The sequence below is a fragment of the Vibrio sp. D3 genome (assembly GCF_043995865.1).
Classification (GTDB): Bacteria; Pseudomonadota; Gammaproteobacteria; order Enterobacterales; family Vibrionaceae; genus Vibrio; species Vibrio diabolicus.
Window position 1 is genome coordinate 1,174,055 of the sequence record NZ_CP171886.1, and the last position, 17,432, is coordinate 1,191,486.

General features: G+C 45.1%; 13 protein-coding genes. 3 read left to right on the plus strand and 10 right to left on the minus strand.

What is annotated here, in order from left to right; genetic code table 11:
- Positions 1-7: 7 nt before the first annotated feature.
- Positions 8-718 carry a murein tripeptide amidase MpaA gene (gene mpaA, locus ACHFJ9_RS05175; RefSeq protein ID WP_020841598.1) on the minus strand — a complete coding sequence of 237 codons (711 nt, stop codon included), beginning with the start codon at positions 716-718 and terminating at the stop codon, positions 8-10.
- Positions 719-859: 141 nt separating this feature from the next.
- Here mpaA and ACHFJ9_RS05180 point away from each other — a divergent pair, with 141 nt between their 5' ends.
- Entirely contained in the window at positions 860-2,485 is a 1,626-nt protein-coding gene (locus tag ACHFJ9_RS05180; RefSeq protein ID WP_395354080.1) for an ABC transporter substrate-binding protein, read from the plus strand.
- 62 nt (positions 2,486-2,547) lie between these two features.
- Here ACHFJ9_RS05180 and ACHFJ9_RS05185 read toward each other — a convergent pair whose 3' ends face one another.
- The 8 genes from ACHFJ9_RS05185 to ACHFJ9_RS05220 all read right to left on the minus strand — a co-directional run bounded on the left by ACHFJ9_RS05185 (position 2,548) and on the right by ACHFJ9_RS05220 (position 13,856).
- Complete coding sequence (locus ACHFJ9_RS05185) at positions 2,548-3,114, minus strand: flavodoxin family protein (protein ID WP_395354082.1); 567 nt, start codon at positions 3,112-3,114, stop codon at positions 2,548-2,550.
- Positions 3,115-3,249: 135 nt separating this feature from the next.
- A complete protein-coding gene (locus ACHFJ9_RS05190) occupies positions 3,250-3,843 on the minus strand; it encodes a mechanosensitive ion channel family protein (RefSeq protein WP_012842403.1) in 594 nt (197 codons plus the stop codon).
- Positions 3,844-4,351: 508 nt separating this feature from the next.
- Positions 4,352-6,466 carry a type I secretion system permease/ATPase gene (locus tag ACHFJ9_RS05195; RefSeq protein WP_074190286.1) on the minus strand — a complete coding sequence of 705 codons (2,115 nt, stop codon included), beginning with the start codon at positions 6,464-6,466 and terminating at the stop codon, positions 4,352-4,354.
- A 15-nt stretch (positions 6,467-6,481) separates the two neighbouring features.
- Positions 6,482-8,395, minus strand: coding sequence for a LapD/MoxY N-terminal periplasmic domain-containing protein (locus ACHFJ9_RS05200; protein ID WP_269043447.1), 1,914 nt, complete (start codon positions 8,393-8,395; stop codon positions 6,482-6,484).
- A gap of 5 nt (positions 8,396-8,400) precedes the next feature.
- On the minus strand, positions 8,401-9,084 hold the full coding sequence (locus tag ACHFJ9_RS05205) for a transglutaminase-like cysteine peptidase (protein WP_005392134.1): 684 nt from the start codon (positions 9,082-9,084) through the stop codon (positions 8,401-8,403).
- A gap of 114 nt (positions 9,085-9,198) precedes the next feature.
- Positions 9,199-10,590, minus strand: coding sequence for an HlyD family type I secretion periplasmic adaptor subunit (locus ACHFJ9_RS05210; RefSeq protein ID WP_005392136.1), 1,392 nt, complete (start codon positions 10,588-10,590; stop codon positions 9,199-9,201).
- A 172-nt stretch (positions 10,591-10,762) separates the two neighbouring features.
- Positions 10,763-11,989, minus strand: a complete 1,227-nt coding sequence (locus ACHFJ9_RS05215; protein ID WP_047009700.1) for a sigma-54 dependent transcriptional regulator — start codon at positions 11,987-11,989, stop codon at positions 10,763-10,765.
- Positions 11,982-13,856, minus strand: coding sequence for an ATP-binding protein (locus ACHFJ9_RS05220; protein ID WP_269043809.1), 1,875 nt, complete (start codon positions 13,854-13,856; stop codon positions 11,982-11,984). Before ACHFJ9_RS05220 ends, ACHFJ9_RS05215 begins: the two co-directional genes overlap by 8 nt.
- A gap of 115 nt (positions 13,857-13,971) precedes the next feature.
- On the opposite strand from ACHFJ9_RS05220, the gene pdxH reads away from it, so the two are divergent.
- Complete coding sequence (gene pdxH, locus ACHFJ9_RS05225) at positions 13,972-14,607, plus strand: pyridoxamine 5'-phosphate oxidase (protein ID WP_005392142.1); 636 nt, start codon at positions 13,972-13,974, stop codon at positions 14,605-14,607.
- A gap of 72 nt (positions 14,608-14,679) precedes the next feature.
- Here pdxH and ACHFJ9_RS05230 read toward each other — a convergent pair whose 3' ends face one another.
- On the minus strand, positions 14,680-15,399 hold the full coding sequence (locus ACHFJ9_RS05230) for a PAS domain-containing protein (protein WP_005392144.1): 720 nt from the start codon (positions 15,397-15,399) through the stop codon (positions 14,680-14,682).
- A gap of 974 nt (positions 15,400-16,373) precedes the next feature.
- Between ACHFJ9_RS05230 and ACHFJ9_RS05235 the strand changes: the two genes are divergently transcribed.
- Positions 16,374-17,186 (plus strand): AraC family transcriptional regulator, encoded by an 813-nt coding sequence (locus tag ACHFJ9_RS05235; RefSeq protein WP_006740882.1) that lies wholly within the window; start codon positions 16,374-16,376, stop codon positions 17,184-17,186.
- Positions 17,187-17,432: the final 246 nt, after the last annotated feature.

Sequence of the window (17,432 nt, forward strand, 5' to 3'; positions counted from 1 at the left end):
CAGCGAACTAAAGATCCGGATCGTGCATCAGTAAAGCAATAAAGGCGGGGAGATGCTTTTCAATGGTGAGATCGGCAGAAATTGCCGGTAACTCCAACGTGATGCAAGGTAAATCACGTTCACTACACCAAGTGCCGAATGAGCCGGGTGTTTCGTAGTCGACATCGTCAACGATTGGCAGTTGAAACTGCTCGCCGAGCCATTTGGCAAGGTTGGAATGTTTGGGATCATCCACAAACGCAAGCGGTTCATGAAATGACACCACAAACTTTGGCCTACGTAGTTCAATCAAGTTAATTAATGCGCCAACTTCTGGCTCTAGCTGGTTTTTAGAGCCTGTTTTCACCTTTACGTCTCGAATGGGTGTGTGAGAGCTCCATCGATACACGGTGCCATGCTCAGTCCAATTTTGGGTTGGAAACGCGCGATTGAGATCCACTTGGTTTGCATTTGCGCGTGTGCCTAGCTGGTTGCCGTCCGGATTCAGTGACAGAATCACATCATGTCGTAAGTTTTTAGCTGGCAAGCTTCTTAGCGCACAGGACAAACCTGTAATCGAGGCTGTCTCATCCCCGTGAGTGCCTGCCAAAATCAAACCTCGCGAAGCACTTTCGACTTGCGCCGGAAAATACAGTAATGGCGCACCAAGCACGGAATGACCGTATGTTGTTGGCCGAATTAAAAATGTCGCTCTTTCCGTTCTTGGAATTAGACTCACCGTAATCTCCTGATTGATGAAGTAATATCAATATCTAAGCTAATTAAACCTAGCTAAACCGAACCGTTTAAACTCGTCAACGGTTGAAATGTTAATTGTGGCGCTTGCTTCACAAGACGCGTTAGGAGAACGAAAAACGATATGGATTTTAAAAAACATTCAACGGCGTTGCTGATTTCCTCTTTATTCACACCTTTTCTTTCTGCATCTGTCGTTGCGGAGACCTTACCTAACGGCGTTCAACTCGCCGCAGAACAGCATTTAGTACGTGCGAATGACGCAGAGGCAGCGACGCTTGACCCAGCGAAAGCCGAAGGTCTGCCAGAAATGCATGTGATTCGTGACTTATTTGAAGGGCTTGTGATTCAAGATCGTGACGGAAACATCATTCCCGGTGTGGCAGAATCATGGGAAACCAACGACAACCAAACCTTTACTTTTCACTTGCGCAAAGACGCGAAATGGTCGAATGGCGAGCCTGTGACGGCGGATGATTTTGTCTATTCACTGCGCCGAGCGGTAGATCCGAAAATCGCTTCTCCAAATGTTTGGTATCTCAAACTCACCAAGATTAAAAACATCGCCGATGTAGCAGAGGGCAAAAAGCCTTTGGACGAGCTCGGTATCAAGGCGGTGGATAAATACACCCTACGTTTTGAGTTGGACAGTCAAGTGCCGTACTTTGTTGCCATGACTGGGCACACGTCCATGATGCCAGTGCATCAAGCGACAGTGGAAAACCGCGACAAGCCGTGGAGCGATCCAGACCAATTTGTTAGCAACGGTGCATTCACATTGGATAAGTGGGTCGTGAATGAGCGCATTGAACTGGTTAAGAGTCCAAGTTACTGGTACAGCGCAGATACGCATCTAAACAGAGTGACTTACATTCCGTTTGAAAACCAAAATGCGTCGATCAATCGTTATGCGGCAGGAGAGCTGGATATCACGTCAGATGTGCCGACTCATATGGCGCAGAAGCTTAAACAAGATTACAAGCAGGCTTACACGGTGGTGCCATTACTGTGCACGTATTACTACGCGTTCAATACCACTCGTCCGCCATTTGATGATGCGCGAGTGCGTCAAGCGGTGTCGTACTCCATCATGCGTGATGTGATTACGAATGGTGTCACGCAAGTGGGCAACCTTCCTGCTTATACTTTTGCGCATCAGTACACCGCAGGGTTTGATGCAACGCCGCCAGAATACAGTAACTGGAGTCAACAACAACGTGACGAGAAAGCGCGTCAGTTGTTAAAAGAAGCGGGTTACAGCAAAGACAAGCCGCTCGATTTTAAATTGCTGTACAACACCAGTGAGGCAAACAAATCGATCGCGGTTGCGATAGCGTCGATGCTACAAAAAAATCTCGGTGCAAACGTGGAGTTAGAAAACCAAGAGTGGAAGTCGTACTTAGTGGCGCGTAAACAAGGCAATTTCGATGTGATGCGTGCTTCCTGGTGCGGTGATTACAATGAAGCGTCTACTTTCCTGAGCTTACTTCGCTCAGGTTCTTCGGGTAACTTTGCACGTTACAGCAATGCAGCGTACGACAACGCGATGAACAGTGCATTGGCTGCAACTAATGAGAAAGCGCGCCAAGGATTTTACGATCAAGCTGAACAGTTGCTGGCGACAGATATGCCTATCGCGCCAATCTATTACTACATGCAAGCACGTTTGGTTCGTCCAACCGTGGGTGGCTTTGCAAAGAATAACGTAGAAGGGCGCATCTACTCGAAAGATCTCTACATCAAGAAGTAGCGCTCAAAACAAGCGATAAACAGAAGCCCCGAAGATGTGTCTTACGGGGCTTCTGTTTATTGTTAGCGAGCGGAGAGCTTGTCCACTAGCATTGCGACTCGTTTGCCAAGATACTCCGCCGTTGCAACATCAGAAGCATGCAACTGACCACCTTCACCACCTTGTACACCATAACGATTCAGGTTTTGCTCCCCAGAATTGCTGATCTTATCCAACCCGACCCACATCATGCCGTGTTGGTTAGCGAGCGTTTGTAGATATTGTAATGTGCAAGATTGGTCGCCATTCATTGCTCCACCACTGGTAAAGCCAGCCGCGATTTTGCCCGCCCATTTTTGGTAATACCAAGATTCACTGCTTGCATCGGCAAATGCTTTAAACTGCGCTGCTACACCGCCCATATAGGTCGGTGAGCCAAAGATAATCGCATCACACTCAGCAAGCTCATCCATTAGGTTAGGATTCACAAAACGTCCCTCAATAATCTCACTGCCTTCAATTCGGTGAGCGAGGATTTCACATTCACCTTGCTGCTTAATGCCTTGTTGTTCAACGCCTGCGGCAATCGCTTGAGCAAGCTGACCAGTAACGTCGGTTTTAGAGAAATAAATAATCGCAATTTTGGACATGAAAGATCCCTTCTTTTTCTGTTTTATGTGCAATGTTGAGCATGCTAAAACCTCAAGCTTGGTTGAGGTCAACACTAAAACTTAAAAAGAAGTGCATTAAAAAAGCCGATGTAGATACATCGGCTTTTTAGTGGGTTATTTCTTTCTGCGAGTATAAATCCGAGATTTTGCTTTACTTGGCTCTGGCTTGTTTTTCGCCAGCTTTAGTACCGCTTTTTGCAAAATCTGGTTGTTTGGGTAAGTGATCAAGTTACCGTTATCGTGCTTAATTAACACGTGAAACATACTGATTTCTTGAATCTCGCCGCTGATGTCTTCGTCTTTGTCTACGACTTTAATGCGATCGCCCACTCGGTATGGGAAGACAAAAAAGATCAAAAAGCTGGCAGTGATGTTGCTCAGAATTGACCACTGTGCAATAAACGCCACACCCAATACGGCAAAAATGGACGATAGGAACAATGACACATCGCCATAGCCAATCCCGGTGATAATGGCAAAAACAGACGCGGTTAAAAATAAAAGCACGACGTTAAAACAACGCTGAATAAAACTCAGGCGGGCCTTTTTTACACCTTTTGAGGTCGCTAAGTTTAAAATGGCTCGATTGACGATTCTCTTCAGAATGCGATAAGCAATCAGGACAATAATGCCCATTAAGACTTTGTACCCGAGAGAGCCAGCGGTGAAATACTGGCTCACTTGATCTAGATGGATCCAATCATTCATTTCTTCAACTCGACGATATTAAGAAAACCGCTGTTATAGCTGATTTTCTGATGTAAGTAATCACAAATTTTTCTCTCCATTTTCGTCTCTCTACCTAGGAATTTCGCCCTAGAGCCTACGGAGAGTTGTAGAGTTTTATCAATAGTGTGCAGAGCTTTGCTTCTGTTTGCGCTCACCGCATATATTCAACCAAAGTTGATGCGGTTTTAAAGTGTTTAATCTTTGAGCTGTATCTCATATCCGGTATTATATGAGGCTAGGAGCGTATAAACGTGCTGAATATGATTTTTGTCCTGATAACCTAAGACGTGTTGAGTGAAATGGCTTGCTAGGATATCTATCAAATGGAAGAAGATGAAAAGGCGATTATGATGTTGGTAGTGATTGTGGGGCTAGTGCTCGTTTGGATAGCGCTTGAAGAGCTTAACTATCTTGGATTCTCAATAAAATAAGCCCCGTTAAACATGAGTCAAACGGGGCCTTTCTCTTTTGTAAATGCTAATTTCGGTTAGCTAACCGCACGTACTTTGCCTTGTTTCAAGTCATTCAGCACTTGCGCTTTAGGACCATCAGCAATGATGCTGCCTTTTTCCATCACAATTACTCGATCAACGATGTCGAGCATCGACGTTTTATGCGTAATCAGTATCAATGTTTCGCTCGGTTTGAGCTGAGATAGCTGGTGCTTAATATGCATTTCAGAGCGGTTATCCATCGCGCTGGTCGGTTCATCCATAAGTAGGACGGGAGGACGGCCCAAAAATGCACGAGCGATCGTGACGGCTTGACGTTGACCACCAGAAAGCATCGTACCACCTTCACCAACTTGACGTTCTAAACCAGCTGGATCCGATTGTGTAAATGCGGTCACGCCTGCACGGTTTGCTGCATCAAGCACGTCTCGGTCATCTGTTAGTGGACGACCCAAGGTAATATTGTCGCGAATCGAACCGAAGAATAGATTCGAATCTTGAGGCACACAGCCGATGTTACGTCGAACATCAACGTGGTGAAGTTGTGCAATATCAGTGTCATCGATACGTACGTGCCCCTCTGTTGGCTTATACAAGCCCATAATCAAGCGCTCCAACGTTGTCTTACCCGAACCAATCCGACCGATTATCGCGACTTTTTCTCCAGGATTTATCGTGAGAGAAATGTTACGTATAGACGCGACAGGAGAGTCTGGGTAATGAAACGTTACGCGATCAATTTCAATCTTACCTTGGATGATTGGGCGATGGATATAGCGTTTCCCTTCTTCTTGCTCGTCCGGCATTTCCATGACTTGATTGATAATCGTCATAGAAGACTTTGCTTGGTTGTAGCGCGTTGAGAGCAAAGACAACTGAACCAAAGGCCCTATGGCGCGACCACTCAACATAGTTGCGGCAATTAAGCCACCCATGGTGAGTTCGCCTTCTGCAATCAGATAAACACCGAGAATGATCATCCCAACGTTACTACTTTGCTGCACGAAGCCAGCCGCGTTCTGGATGCTGTCGGTAATGCGGCGGCTTTTGATGTTCCAGTTCGCCATGTGCGCCACCGCTTCTTCCCAACGGTATTGGAATTGGCTTTGCGCGCTGAGCATTTTTACGGTTTCTAGCCCCGCTAGACTCTCAATTAAGTTGGCGTATTTTTGCGATGCTAAGCGTGACCCTTCCTCTATAGAGCGACGCAGCGGTCCTTGAATCAGTAGTGAATGAACAATCAAAATGACCACGCCGACCATTGGAACATACACAAGATCGCCAGCCATTAGCCATATAATCACCAAGAACAGAATGGCAAAAGGCAGGTCAATTAGGGCACTGACGGTTGCAGACGTGAAGAATTCTCGAATAGATTCAAACTCTTGAAGATGGCGAGCGAATGCGCCGACTGAAGGCGGCTTGGACTCCATTCGGATGCCCATCACTTTGCTGAACAGCTTGGAGGAAATCAGAATGTCAGACTTCTTTCCTGCGACATCAATAAAGTAGTTTCTCAACGATTTGAGTATGAAATCGAATAGAAAGACAACAAAGATGCCGCTTGCCAATACCCATAAGGTTTCAAACGCGAGATTCGGTACCACTTTGTCGTACACCAAACGAGTGAACAGCGGGGCGGCAACGGCAAAGAGGTTGATGAGAAGTGAGGCGATTAAAACATCGCGGTAGATACGTTTTGACTGCCACAAGGTTGACCAAAACCAGTGACCTTCGTTGGTTTTGAGCACCTCGGGAGAGCGCTCATCGAAACGGAATTGCTTTTTAACTAAAAAGTAGCGACCAGTGTACTGCTCAAGTAGGTCTTCTAATGGAATGGAGATTGGCACCATTCCACTTTCTAAGGTGGTGACTTCGGCTTCGCGTGTCTCCGCGTTAATGCTGTTGAGAACGCATGAGTCACCGCCTTTAAGAACTAAGATTGCCGGCAGAATCAGGCTGGAGATGTTCTCCAGCTCTGCACGGTTTTCCTTGGCAACCAATCCGGCCCTTTCCGCTGCTCTTGGTAGCAAAAATGGAGTTAGCTTGCCGTCTGAAAGCGGAAGGCCATTGACCAGCGCTTCTGGCGAGTTAGCTAACCCATAGTAACGGCTAACGTAGATGAGCGAATTCAGTAAAGGGTCTTTCATCTGTGGTAAACCTTTTTATTCCTTGTCGACGATGAATCCTTGGAATACCTCAACAAAATGCTCGGTGAGAAAGTCCAACTGGATTTGAGTTTCAATACGCGACGCGATAGTCGTAATGCCTAGGTTATGAGCAGTACGAGAAATCGACGTTAGCGTGAATTTCTGTTTTTCGTCGTGTAAGTTGTGTGTGAATAGGTAATCGAGCTTCACATAGTTAGGGCGGAACTCTTGGATGTACTCCAATGACTGGAAGTTACGTCCATAGTTATCTACGCCAAACTCAGCCCCGGATTGGCGAATGGCATTACATAACAGCGCCGTGTGGTGAGGCTGATCAATAAAACACTCCTCTGGAATTTCAAAGTGTAGCTTAGAGGCCACTTTTGCGTGTTTTTCCAACATGCTGGTGGTCCAGCGAATGAACGATGGCTGAGACAAGCTGCTTTGCGCAATATTGATCGCGACAGGATCGGTGAGCTCGCCACTTTCCAGCATCTTAATCATCGACTCAATAACGTATTGGTCGAAAATATTGGTGGCGTCTAATTGCTCTAGTGCGAATAAATATTGGTTGGCACGGAACGTTTCGCCCTCTTTTTCGATGCTTGAGAACACTTCGTTATGGAACACTTTACCCCAAGTGTTCTTCGCTGCTTGGAAGCGGAATCTAACCCAATCGCTATGAATCGCTTCTTCAACCAGCGCTTTCCACTGCTGTTTACCCATTAAGTTAGAAGGTGTATCACTGCCGATAAAGCCGTAAGCTTTGTCTGGTTGAGCTTTGGCTTTCGAGAGCGCATTATCCACCATAGATAAGATTTCAGAGCGCGTTTTTTGGTCTTTACTATGCGCAACACCTAAGGCTGCTTTTGGTTTGGCTAGACCGGTTGGATCAGTGTTCAACCCGTTAACGCAGTTCACGATGCTGTCCGCCAAAATGCGTAGTTCGCTTTCATCCATGTGTGGGAAAAGCAGGCCAAACTCATCACTAGACAGGCGTGCAATGGTAGCTCCCGGCACATCAATGGTGTTTTTCAGACGTTGAGACAGCTCTTTTACGTGGGCATCGGCGCGTTGGTAGTCTTTTGTCTCGTAAATGTCACCAATGTATTCTGCATGGAGTAGCGCGATACCCCCTTGCGTTTGCTCTGCAAGCCATTGGTCTATTTGGTTGATGTAGAACGAGCGATTACCCAGTTTGGAGATAGGGTCGAGGTAAGCTTGAGCACGCAGTCGTTGTGCCTCTTTCGCTTGCTCTTTGAATGACAGCTCAATTTGAGCAGACATCATGTTAATGCCATCTACCACCGCGATCAGATCTTTAGTTCTTGGACGAGCAAGTGGTTCACCAAATTGGTTATTAGCGATTTCATGCATTTTTTTCACGATGGCCGCTAATGGTTTTAGTGAGCGACGGAGGATGTACGAAATCGCAATTAAACCAGCCAGGAAAATGACACTGAATGCAGATAACAAACCAATAAAGCCTTGCCAGAGCTGCTCGTAAGCTGCTCCTGGGTGGCTAATGATTTCCACTTCAGCAAGTTGCATCCAACCACTGGTTACTACGCGCTTATCGTGAATGGCTTTGAACAGATTCATGTCGATAAACCATTGTGGCACTGTACTTGGTTTAACCGGGTAAGTGCGCACGATTTGGTAGTCAGAATCTAAAGCGGTAAGGCGAACAACCGAATAGGTGCTGCCGTCAAACAGAGCATTAATCACGGATTCTACCGCGACTTTATCTTTGTCTTTAAGGTAAGGAGCCAATGCCAAACCTACGGTGTTAATGGTGTTGTTGACCTCTGAACGTTGCTGTTGTTCCAAGCTGTCTCGAGTCGTGTTGAATTGGATTACGAATACTGATGCCAACAAGAGTATAAAGACCGTAACCATTCCCACTACAAGCTTCTTATATAGGGTCATGTTTCTCACTCGTCATAGTTAATTTTAGGTTTATTTAACTGCAACTTACGTTCGCGCGAGCGTAAGTCATTCCAAAGGCTCAACCGTGATGCTTTCCCTGCCAGCTCTCCAGTGCTAGCAGAAGACTTCATCAACCACAGGTTTGTACCATTAAAACTGTATATCGGTAGCAAGTCGCTACGTTTAGAGGCTCGGACAATATCAGGGTTGATATTGTCGAGAATGAGCGGCTCAGAGCTTGGGGTTGGGTAGTAAGCTAATACCATGTGAAACTGATTCAGTTCGATGGCTTTTACGTAGATCAAACGCATCTTAGAATCTGGTATTCCTAGCTCGAGTAACGAGAAGTACTTGGCGATGGTGAAATCCTCACAATCCCCTGCATTACTCCCTAAAAATTCGAGTGGCGTAGCCCAATAATCTGTCTTTCCCCACAGTTTTATGTCGTCAACAAAATACAGCTGGTTAAAAAAGTCGTTGACGCCAGCGAGCTGTTCATGTGTCTCTAATTGTTTAAATAAGTCGAGGTTTTTTCGCCATGTATTTACGCGCAATCCCGCACGTTCGCCGTACACCGCTGTGACCGTATTGACCCATTGTTGTTCTTTACTGCTTAACGCACCAATTTGGAACGAAAAACAACTTAAACTGATTAATAATGTAACTTTACGCTTCAAATTGGATCGCATATTCGACTCATATCACAAGTATACTCTTCTAAAGGGTTCGTCAGTGAGAAACAAGTGCTTTTTATTTAATCACTTATCGCTCAATACTCGCCGTTGTGAGTACCTTGGTGTGATTTACTCCTTCAAGGCGTTCGTTTTGGCACTTAAAATCGGTTTAAGTAGATATTCCAAAACGGTTCGCTTCCCTGTGATGATATCGACCGATGCCGTCATTCCTGGAATGATTGGTAAATCTGCATCTTGACCAAAATTCGTTTTATCGGTGCGGACACGAACGATGTAAAAGCTATTTCCTTCTTCATCTTGGGTTGTATCTGCGCTGATGTGCTCCAATTCACCCTCTAAGCCGCCGTACTTAGTGAAGTCGTAAGCCGTAAACTTCACGATGGCGTGTAGGTCTGGGCGCAAAAATGCAATGTCTTTTGGCGCAATTTTCGCTTCTACTAATAACGTATCTTCAGTTGGTACAATTTCGACGATATCCATGCCTGGCTGGATAACACCCCCAACGGTGTTGATGTTCAGCGTTTTGATTTTGCCTGTTACTGGCGAGTTCACAACGGTTCGATTAACTCTATCTTCTAAACCCACTGCTGATTCAACCAAAGCAGATAACTGGTCTTGGGCGCTGTTGAGTTTCTCTTGCTGTTCAGAGCGGAATTTGAGCGCAACATCGATGCGATTAAGCATGGATTCTCGAATCGCTGACTTTAATACCGGGATTTTGAGCTCACTGGAAGTCATTTCGCGGCGGGTGTCGTTGACTTGGCGTTGTAACTTGAGTAATTCAATACGAGGCACAACACCTTCATCAGCCAACGGTTTGGTGATGTCTAATTCTTTCTTCGCATATTGATAGCTTTGACGTAAGTTCCTTACTCGCGCTTCAATCTCTACTAAGTCCTGCTGCTTTTGCTGAACTTGTTGGTCAATCACCGAAAGTTGGTTGCGTAAATTGTCTAAATCTTCGCGGTATTCAGCTTTCTGGCGCTGAGTGAGTTTCGGTTGAGTTTCTTCTAAAGTTGGTGGAAAGGTCAGTTTGCCATAATCGAGTACTACGCTTTGGCGCCAGTTTTCCGTTTCAAAATCACGATTCACGGCAACACTGTTGATTGAAGCTGAGAGTTGCAGCACAGACGCAGTTAGGTTGGCAACTTGTTGTTCACGCTCACGAAAATCAGAGCGAAAGCGAGTGTCATCGATAAGAAGCAACTGCTGACCTTTTTCAACCAACTGACCTTCTTTGACTAAAATTTCTTTGACTAAGCCACCTTCTAAGTTTTGGACAACTTGAATCTGTGAAGAAGGAATGACTTTTCCCTGACCAACAGTGACTTGGTCGATTTCAGCCCAAGATGCCCAGCCTATTGCAGCAATAAAAAACAACACCATCACCCAGAGCATCAAACGTGCGCTGTTGGGGGTGTTGAGGAGCAATGCTGCAGTTTTGTCGTCAACAAAATCCAACTCTTCATTGTTGAGTTTGTTGTAGTTATCTCGGCTCATCACAGTCCCTGCTTATATAAATGCTGATTATCTTTTTGATCTTATTATTATTAACCGATCATGTCAGTATGCTCGGCGAATAAAAATATGAGACGAAGACCATTCTCTCTCCGAATGAGCGTTTTCAATGCTTCTCTAGCAAAAGAAAAGTGGAGATACCGTCAGAGTATGGCTATTGCGCCTTGAACTTGGTTTTATCCAACTGATGTTTTTTTAGTTTGTCGTACAAGGTTTTGCGTGATACCTGTAATTCTAGTTGAACCTCTTTGAGTCTGCCTCGGTGTCTTTGTAGTGCATCGAATAATAAGCAATATTCAAAGTATTCTGTGCGCTGAGTCATACTCTGAATTTCGATACTTTTTTCACTGTTCCAATCTTCCATTCGGAAGGTATCTGGCTTGAGCGCGCGAAGTTCTGCAAATTGGCGTAGCTGCTTAATATTTTCTGGCCATTCTAAATCGGTCAGATGTTTGACTTCTTCTAAGCTGATGTGTGGCGGTTGAAGCTGGTAACGACTCGCAGCGTGGCGTACAAAGTGCTTATATAAAGGCCCTATATCTTCCTTTCTTTCATCGAGTGTCGGCAAGTGAATTAGAGTAGCCAGGGCTTTGATAGACGGATCAACTTGGGTTGTCGCACCAAAAACACGCTCAAGTTTCGGGTGGTTAAACAAGCATTGCCATTGTTCATATGAGACATGCTCAGCACTATGTAAGTACAAGCTGCAATGGCTTTTTCCTTCAATCAAGCGATGTATGGCTTTATCGAGGGCTTCTAATGAAAGCTCATAGAGATCCTCACCAGAAGCGGCGATTAACTCGCTGTCTGGCGTTGCATGTATGTCGTGGGCAAATTGTGCGGCGAGCCGGCGACCTGTGCCATCTTGACCAACAAAAATGATCGGCTGGTTCGTTGGTGCGCTGATCAAAGCGCGACGAATGCTCACCATGGCTTTACTGTGACCAATCATTTTCGGACCAACATGAGTTTGCATGTCGAGCTCTTTTTTAAGCCAGATGTTTTCCTGCAATAGATTCAACTTATCACCAGCGTTATTGAGCGACTTCATAAGTTGTTCCGTTGAAAAAGGCTTTTCGAGAAAGTCGTACGCGCCGCTTTTCATCGCATCTACCGCGGTTTTCACATCTCCATGTCCGGTAAGTACGATAAATTGAAAGTGATCGTTTTTACTTCGCAACGTTCGCATGAACTCCAATCCATCCATCACGGGCATATGGATATCGGTGATGATGATCGCTGGCGTATTTGGGTCGATAACGCGTAAGGCTTCCACGGCGTTTGGTAAGCAGGTGACGTCTATCCCTTCAATAAGCAGTGCTTGAGCGACGGCATCACGAATATGTGGTTCATCATCAACAAAGAAAACGGGATTATTCATGGTTGTTTTCCACTTCTGGGTTGCGTTGGTTTTGGATAGCGATTGGCAGCGTTACGATAAAGGTCATGCCTCCTGCTTGTTGTTCCGTGTTCTGATGTTTATAAGCACTGAGTGAACCGTGATAGCTTTCTAAAATGCGTTTGGAGATGGTCAAACCTAATCCTAAGCCCTCTGGCTTAGTCGTAAAAAATGGGTCAAAGACTTTTGCTAAGGCTTCGTCCGACATGCCGGGCCCGTTGTCGGAAACAAGAATGTCACAGCTGTCATCATGACACTGAACGGCAATAGATATTTGCGGATCAATGCAGTAGTTTTCCATCGCTTGTGCAGCATTATGGAAGAGATTGATCAGAACTTGCTCTAACTCAACGCTGTGAATTGCTAGCTTCACATTATAATCGATGGCTGGGACTTTTAATGTCACCCCTTGTTTAATGAGTTTGTTGCTCAAAATGCTGGTGGCAGTATGTACTGCGTCGTGCAGTACCGCGATTTCATTGTGTGAATCGTGCGTGGCTTTCCGAGTAAATACTTTTAAGCGTGCGATCACTTCCGAAATGGTGTCATTGAGTGTTAGCATTTTGCCCAAGTTGTCGGCGACCATTGGGTATTTTTCCATTGCCAACAAACGCTGCGAGTTTTCGGTATAGGTTCTTAGTGCGGAAAGTGGCTGATTTATCTCATGATTAATACTGGCAGACAGCTCGCCCAACAGTGCCAATTTCGCGGCTTGAGTCAGTTCTTGTTGTGTTTGTTTAAGCTCTTGTTGGCTTTGCTCATATTGGCGGATGGTCTGTTGTAGCTTTTGGTTGGCTTCACTCAGCACTAGTGTCCGTTGCACCACTTTTTCTTCTAGGCTCACATTAAGGTCGGCTAGGCGTGCCTTGTTCACGAGTGTTTGGAACCACGCCAACGCAATCAGCGCAATGAGCGCATATAGAATCAGAAAGACGACATCAGCCTGTAAAACGGCGGCAAGGACGGTGTTGTGGTTTATCAAGGCAACGACGCGAAATCCTTTATCCAATAAATGTGTCGCGTATGCGAGGTAATTGGGTGAGAGGAGCAATTGATTATCAGCAAACTCGCTGACGCCAGTTTGCGCGGTAAGCTCACCAAAATACTCTGGTAAGGTATCGCCATACTGACGCGTTTCGGTAAGCTCGTTTATCGCACTCGGTGACAGCGGGAAAAGTGCACGATAGCGCCAGTTAGGCAAATTGCTCATAAACACGACATTGTGTTTATCCGTGATGAGTACGTCCGTCGTGGTTTGCGAAAGACGCTGTTCCAACTGCTCCAAATTCACTTTTACCGTGATCACGCCAACGACCTCATCATTTACCCAAAGCGGAGATGAGAAGAAGTACCCACGTTTATTTGAACGAACGCCTAACCCGACATATTGAGCAGGTTCACCGCGTCGCGCATTTTTAAAATAGGGACGATAGCTAAAGCTGGAACCAACAAACGTATCTTCTTGCTGAAAGTTACTTGAGGCAATGACCAACCCTGTGCGGTCATGAACGTAAATCGTATCGGCCAAACTTTGTTTCAACCAATCTGCTAACAATAGGTTGAGCTCGTGAGAGGGCGCTCCGCGTTCTACTGCTTTGAGTAATCTCGGATCGTGACTTAATAGGTTTGGTATCTGTTCAAACTTTGCCAGCTCGTAGTCGACTTCTTGCGACACTTGCGCTGCTTGTCTCTCTAGCTTTTGTTGCCACTGATCATGTTGGTATTGAGTTGCGTAATGATGAGTAAGCGCAAGCCCTGAAATGCCAACGGCACACAGTAGCAATAGAAAATGGCGTAGGGCTTTAGGGTTGAGTAAGTTCACGATCAGCTCACTGGTTTTTTGTGTCATGGTATCAAATGACACACTGTGATGCTGTGAGCGGCAACGATAACAAGCACAATGATGTCCTTGTATTTCCTCAGTATCGGGAGCACAATCGACAAAAACGAGTGAAGGAGTAAAGATGGAACTTGCTGATATTCGTCGTGAGTACACCAAAGGTGGGCTACGTCGTAAAGATTTGAAAGCTGATCCTATTGATCAATTTAATCTGTGGCTAGAGCAAGCAGTTGAAGCGGGGTTAACGGACCCGACTGCGATGACAGTTGCAACGGTTGATGAAAATGGCATGCCGTTTCAACGCATTGTTCTATTAAAAAACGTCGACAAAAATGGCTTTGTATTTTACACCAACCTAGGCAGTCGCAAGGCCCAGCAGCTTGAGCATAACAGCAATATTAGTTTGCACTTCCCTTGGCATCCGTTAGAGCGCCAGGTTCATATTACTGGTGTGGCGGAAAAGCTCACCGCCGTAGAAAATATGAAATACTTTACTTCTCGTCCAAAAGAGAGCCAATTAGCCGCAATCGCGAGCAAGCAAAGTAGCCGTATTTCTGCTCGAGGCGTATTAGAAGGTAAGTTTTTAGAGCTAAAACAGAAATTTGCTAAGGGTGAAATACCGGTTCCAACCTTCTGGGGTGGCTTTCGCGTAAAACCACAGAGTATTGAGTTTTGGCAGGGTGGTGAACACCGTCTTCATGATCGCTTTCTTTTCTCCCAACATGATGGAAGTTGGGACATTGACCGTCTTGCGCCATAAACTCTCGTGCCTCATGAATAAACAAACACCGCCCACTTGGGCGGTGTTTTTGTAGGTGGAAAGTGGCGCGAATTATCGCTCTCCATTCAACACTACCGATAATTGATGCTTAAGCAGAGTTTTGGGTACAACAGAGCCGTAGCCAGCTTCCATTGCTTTATCTATTAGTTCGTTCTTGCTGTTCGCTGCAAACTTATTACGTAAGCGTGCGACGTGACCTTCAACGGTTTTTGTTGATATACCCATGACCTGAGAGATGAATTGTGGCTTCTTGCCGTAGAGCAAGAGGAAAAGCGTTTCTTGCTCGCGACATGTGAGCTTCTCTGGTTTTGGCTGTAAGTCAGAGAAACGAAAGATGGATTGCTGATTAGGGTTGGTGCTGATTGCACGACAAACCCAATACCCGACTTCAATCACGGCGGTGTCGGTGAGTTCTCTTCCGTAGAAAATGGTCCCTACGATGTTACCATTGTCATCTCGCCACGGTGTTTTAGTAAAGATATGGGCTCGCCAGCGGCCATCTGGATAAGGGTGGATATCAAGAATTTTGAGTGACTCACCAGTTTCGATAACGTGTTTATCTTGGCGTTGAAATTCTTGTGCACATTCAGTGGTTGGGCTTGCCATCTCAAAATCAGTTTTACCGACGCACTCCTCGGGCGACGTGTGTCCCAACAGTTCTGCGTATTCCTGATTTACGTAGCGGAATACCGAATCTTTATCTTTGCATCCCCAACAACCTGGTAGCTGTTTAAGGAGGGATTGTTCTATGGTATCGACTGAAATATTCACAAAAGGACTCACTACATACTGCTTTTACCAATACAGAGACGTCCGTGTTGCGTTGTTAATATTGACATTGCCAAGTAGGCAGTCATGTTGCTAGAACACGTTCGTTGATTGGCGCTCAATCCAATTAAGTTCATGGTGTTCGATATTTTCGTCACACAGTGATAAACAACAACGAAATTGAACGAAGAATTTAATTGGGAAAATGGTCTGTTTCATTACAGATATGTGCGCTCACGGATGTCCGCCTGATGTTCGGCTTACAACTCGTATCGTCCTTGATCATGCTTCCTACAACTCAGTTGTAATTTAGTTGGCGTTCATATCACTCATCGAGAGGGAGAACGGCGCCTAAGTCATATGAGAGGGACAGTGAGACGAAAGCTATAATATCAGCTTATGCCATTGTTTTCATTGTTGAGAAGTGAAAAAAAAGCCAGCCTGAAGACGGGCTGGCAACACAAGATATAATCTTGTCGACGTGTAGAAGAGGTTCTAAATTACCTAGCGAGGGTCTGCTAAGTAAGTTAGAGGTATCAATGAGATACCGAGAGCTTTAGATCGTATGCATCTTAAAGCTCGAGGACTAATGTATTGAATCAGAAGCATATTAGTAAGGGGGGAAATCCCTCTATGTTGATTTCAAGAGGTGGCTTTGATCTGTTTATGAGGCGATTTATCTATTTTGAACCGCAGTGTTCTACCAAATAACGGATTGTTCGGTAACAAGGATCTTTATATCTATTGGTTATGTATACGTAAGGTGCTTCTATCTATCCGTTTTTGTTAATAAAATTGGTTGCTCATTGACCGTAAGTTAACCTCGCATGATCATCGTTCCGGAACTATGATCATGTAAACCAACTTGATCATGCTGTTTTGATCTTGTGCGATTGAGTTGGGGAAAAGTTGCAACCCAACAAGGAAGGTATATGATGCCAAGACGTAAGCTGACCGTGTAAAGACGACTGTTTAAAATGAGTGATTCAGATAACCCCAAAGCCCCGCCATATCAAGAGATTATGCTGCCTAAGCCAGCAGAACTGATCACACTTCCGTCTTATATGGACTGCCATGATCATTCTTACACACAGATCGTGATTGGTTTAAAAGGACAAGCCGAATTTGAAGTGCGTGGACGAGGTAATCTTGTCGGTCCTGGCCAAGGTTGTGTGGTAACCGCATGTTCTGATCATGCTTTCGGTGGCGTCATTAATCAATCGGATATTTTGGTGCTGAATATGCCAAAACCGACAAATGATGATCCTGAAATGCTGCAGAAAATCAATAATCTAGAAAGAGACCATGTCTACTTTCAGTTAGATGGTCAAATTCAGAAGCTGATACAGATGTTGGTCCAGGAAATGCGAAACCATCCGGATGATCTGCTGTTAAGTCGTGCGTGCAACGACACTGTGATTGCACTGATGCAGCGCCATATCTCGGCATTTGAGACTAGCCGAAAAGAGTCACGCTTTGATTTGGAGGCGATTGATCGCTACATCGAGCAGCACCTTAGCCATAAAATCAGTGTGGCTCAGTTAGCGGGACGAGTGTTTCTTGGGGAAAGTCAGTTCCATTGCTTGTTTAAGGAGCAGATGGGGATTACACCTCATCAATATGTTCTCGGAAAGCGTATCGACATGGCTCGTGAATTAATCGAGCAAGGCCACCTTTCTTTAGGGCAAATTGCCGAATTCACTGGTTTCTCAAGCCAGAGTACGTTTACTCATACTTTTACTCGCTTACAGGGAATCTCGCCATCCCGTTATAAAAAACAAGTTGGATAACAACGCGTATTTTTAGGTCAAATTAGCAGCAATCAGAATAAAACCATGCAATATGCATGGTTTTTTTGTGTTTTATTCACGTGACCTATCTCTCGTTTTGTTAAATTCTCTGTCCTTTGGTGTGACTGATATGCCACTTGATCCTACATTTTCTCTTAGAACGGACGCTTCACAAAAATATTATTGATATTCTTGACATTTTGTTGTGATTGCAATGAAAAAATTAAAATTTACAACACAAAATAT

Bases quoted from the DNA above. Each gene is read 5' to 3' on its own strand.
- ACHFJ9_RS05215 (WP_047009700.1), bottom strand. From the start codon at position 11,989: ATGAATAATCCCGTTTTCTTTGTTGATGATGAACCACATATTCGTGAT.
- ACHFJ9_RS05205 (WP_005392134.1), bottom strand. From the start codon at position 9,084: ATGCGATCCAATTTGAAGCGTAAAGTTACATTATTAATCAGTTTAAGT.
- ACHFJ9_RS05220 (WP_269043809.1), bottom strand. From the start codon at position 13,856: ATGACACAAAAAACCAGTGAGCTGATCGTGAACTTACTCAACCCTAAA.
- ACHFJ9_RS05185 (WP_395354082.1), bottom strand. From the start codon at position 3,114: ATGTCCAAAATTGCGATTATTTATTTCTCTAAAACCGACGTTACTGGT.
- ACHFJ9_RS05180 (WP_395354080.1), top strand. From the start codon at position 860: ATGGATTTTAAAAAACATTCAACGGCGTTGCTGATTTCCTCTTTATTC.
- ACHFJ9_RS05195 (WP_074190286.1), bottom strand. From the start codon at position 6,466: ATGAAAGACCCTTTACTGAATTCGCTCATCTACGTTAGCCGTTACTAT.
- pdxH (WP_005392142.1), top strand. From the start codon at position 13,972: ATGGAACTTGCTGATATTCGTCGTGAGTACACCAAAGGTGGGCTACGT.
- ACHFJ9_RS05190 (WP_012842403.1), bottom strand. From the start codon at position 3,843: ATGAATGATTGGATCCATCTAGATCAAGTGAGCCAGTATTTCACCGCT.
- ACHFJ9_RS05200 (WP_269043447.1), bottom strand. From the start codon at position 8,395: ATGACCCTATATAAGAAGCTTGTAGTGGGAATGGTTACGGTCTTTATA.
- ACHFJ9_RS05235 (WP_006740882.1), top strand. From the start codon at position 16,374: ATGAGTGATTCAGATAACCCCAAAGCCCCGCCATATCAAGAGATTATG.
- ACHFJ9_RS05210 (WP_005392136.1), bottom strand. From the start codon at position 10,590: ATGAGCCGAGATAACTACAACAAACTCAACAATGAAGAGTTGGATTTT.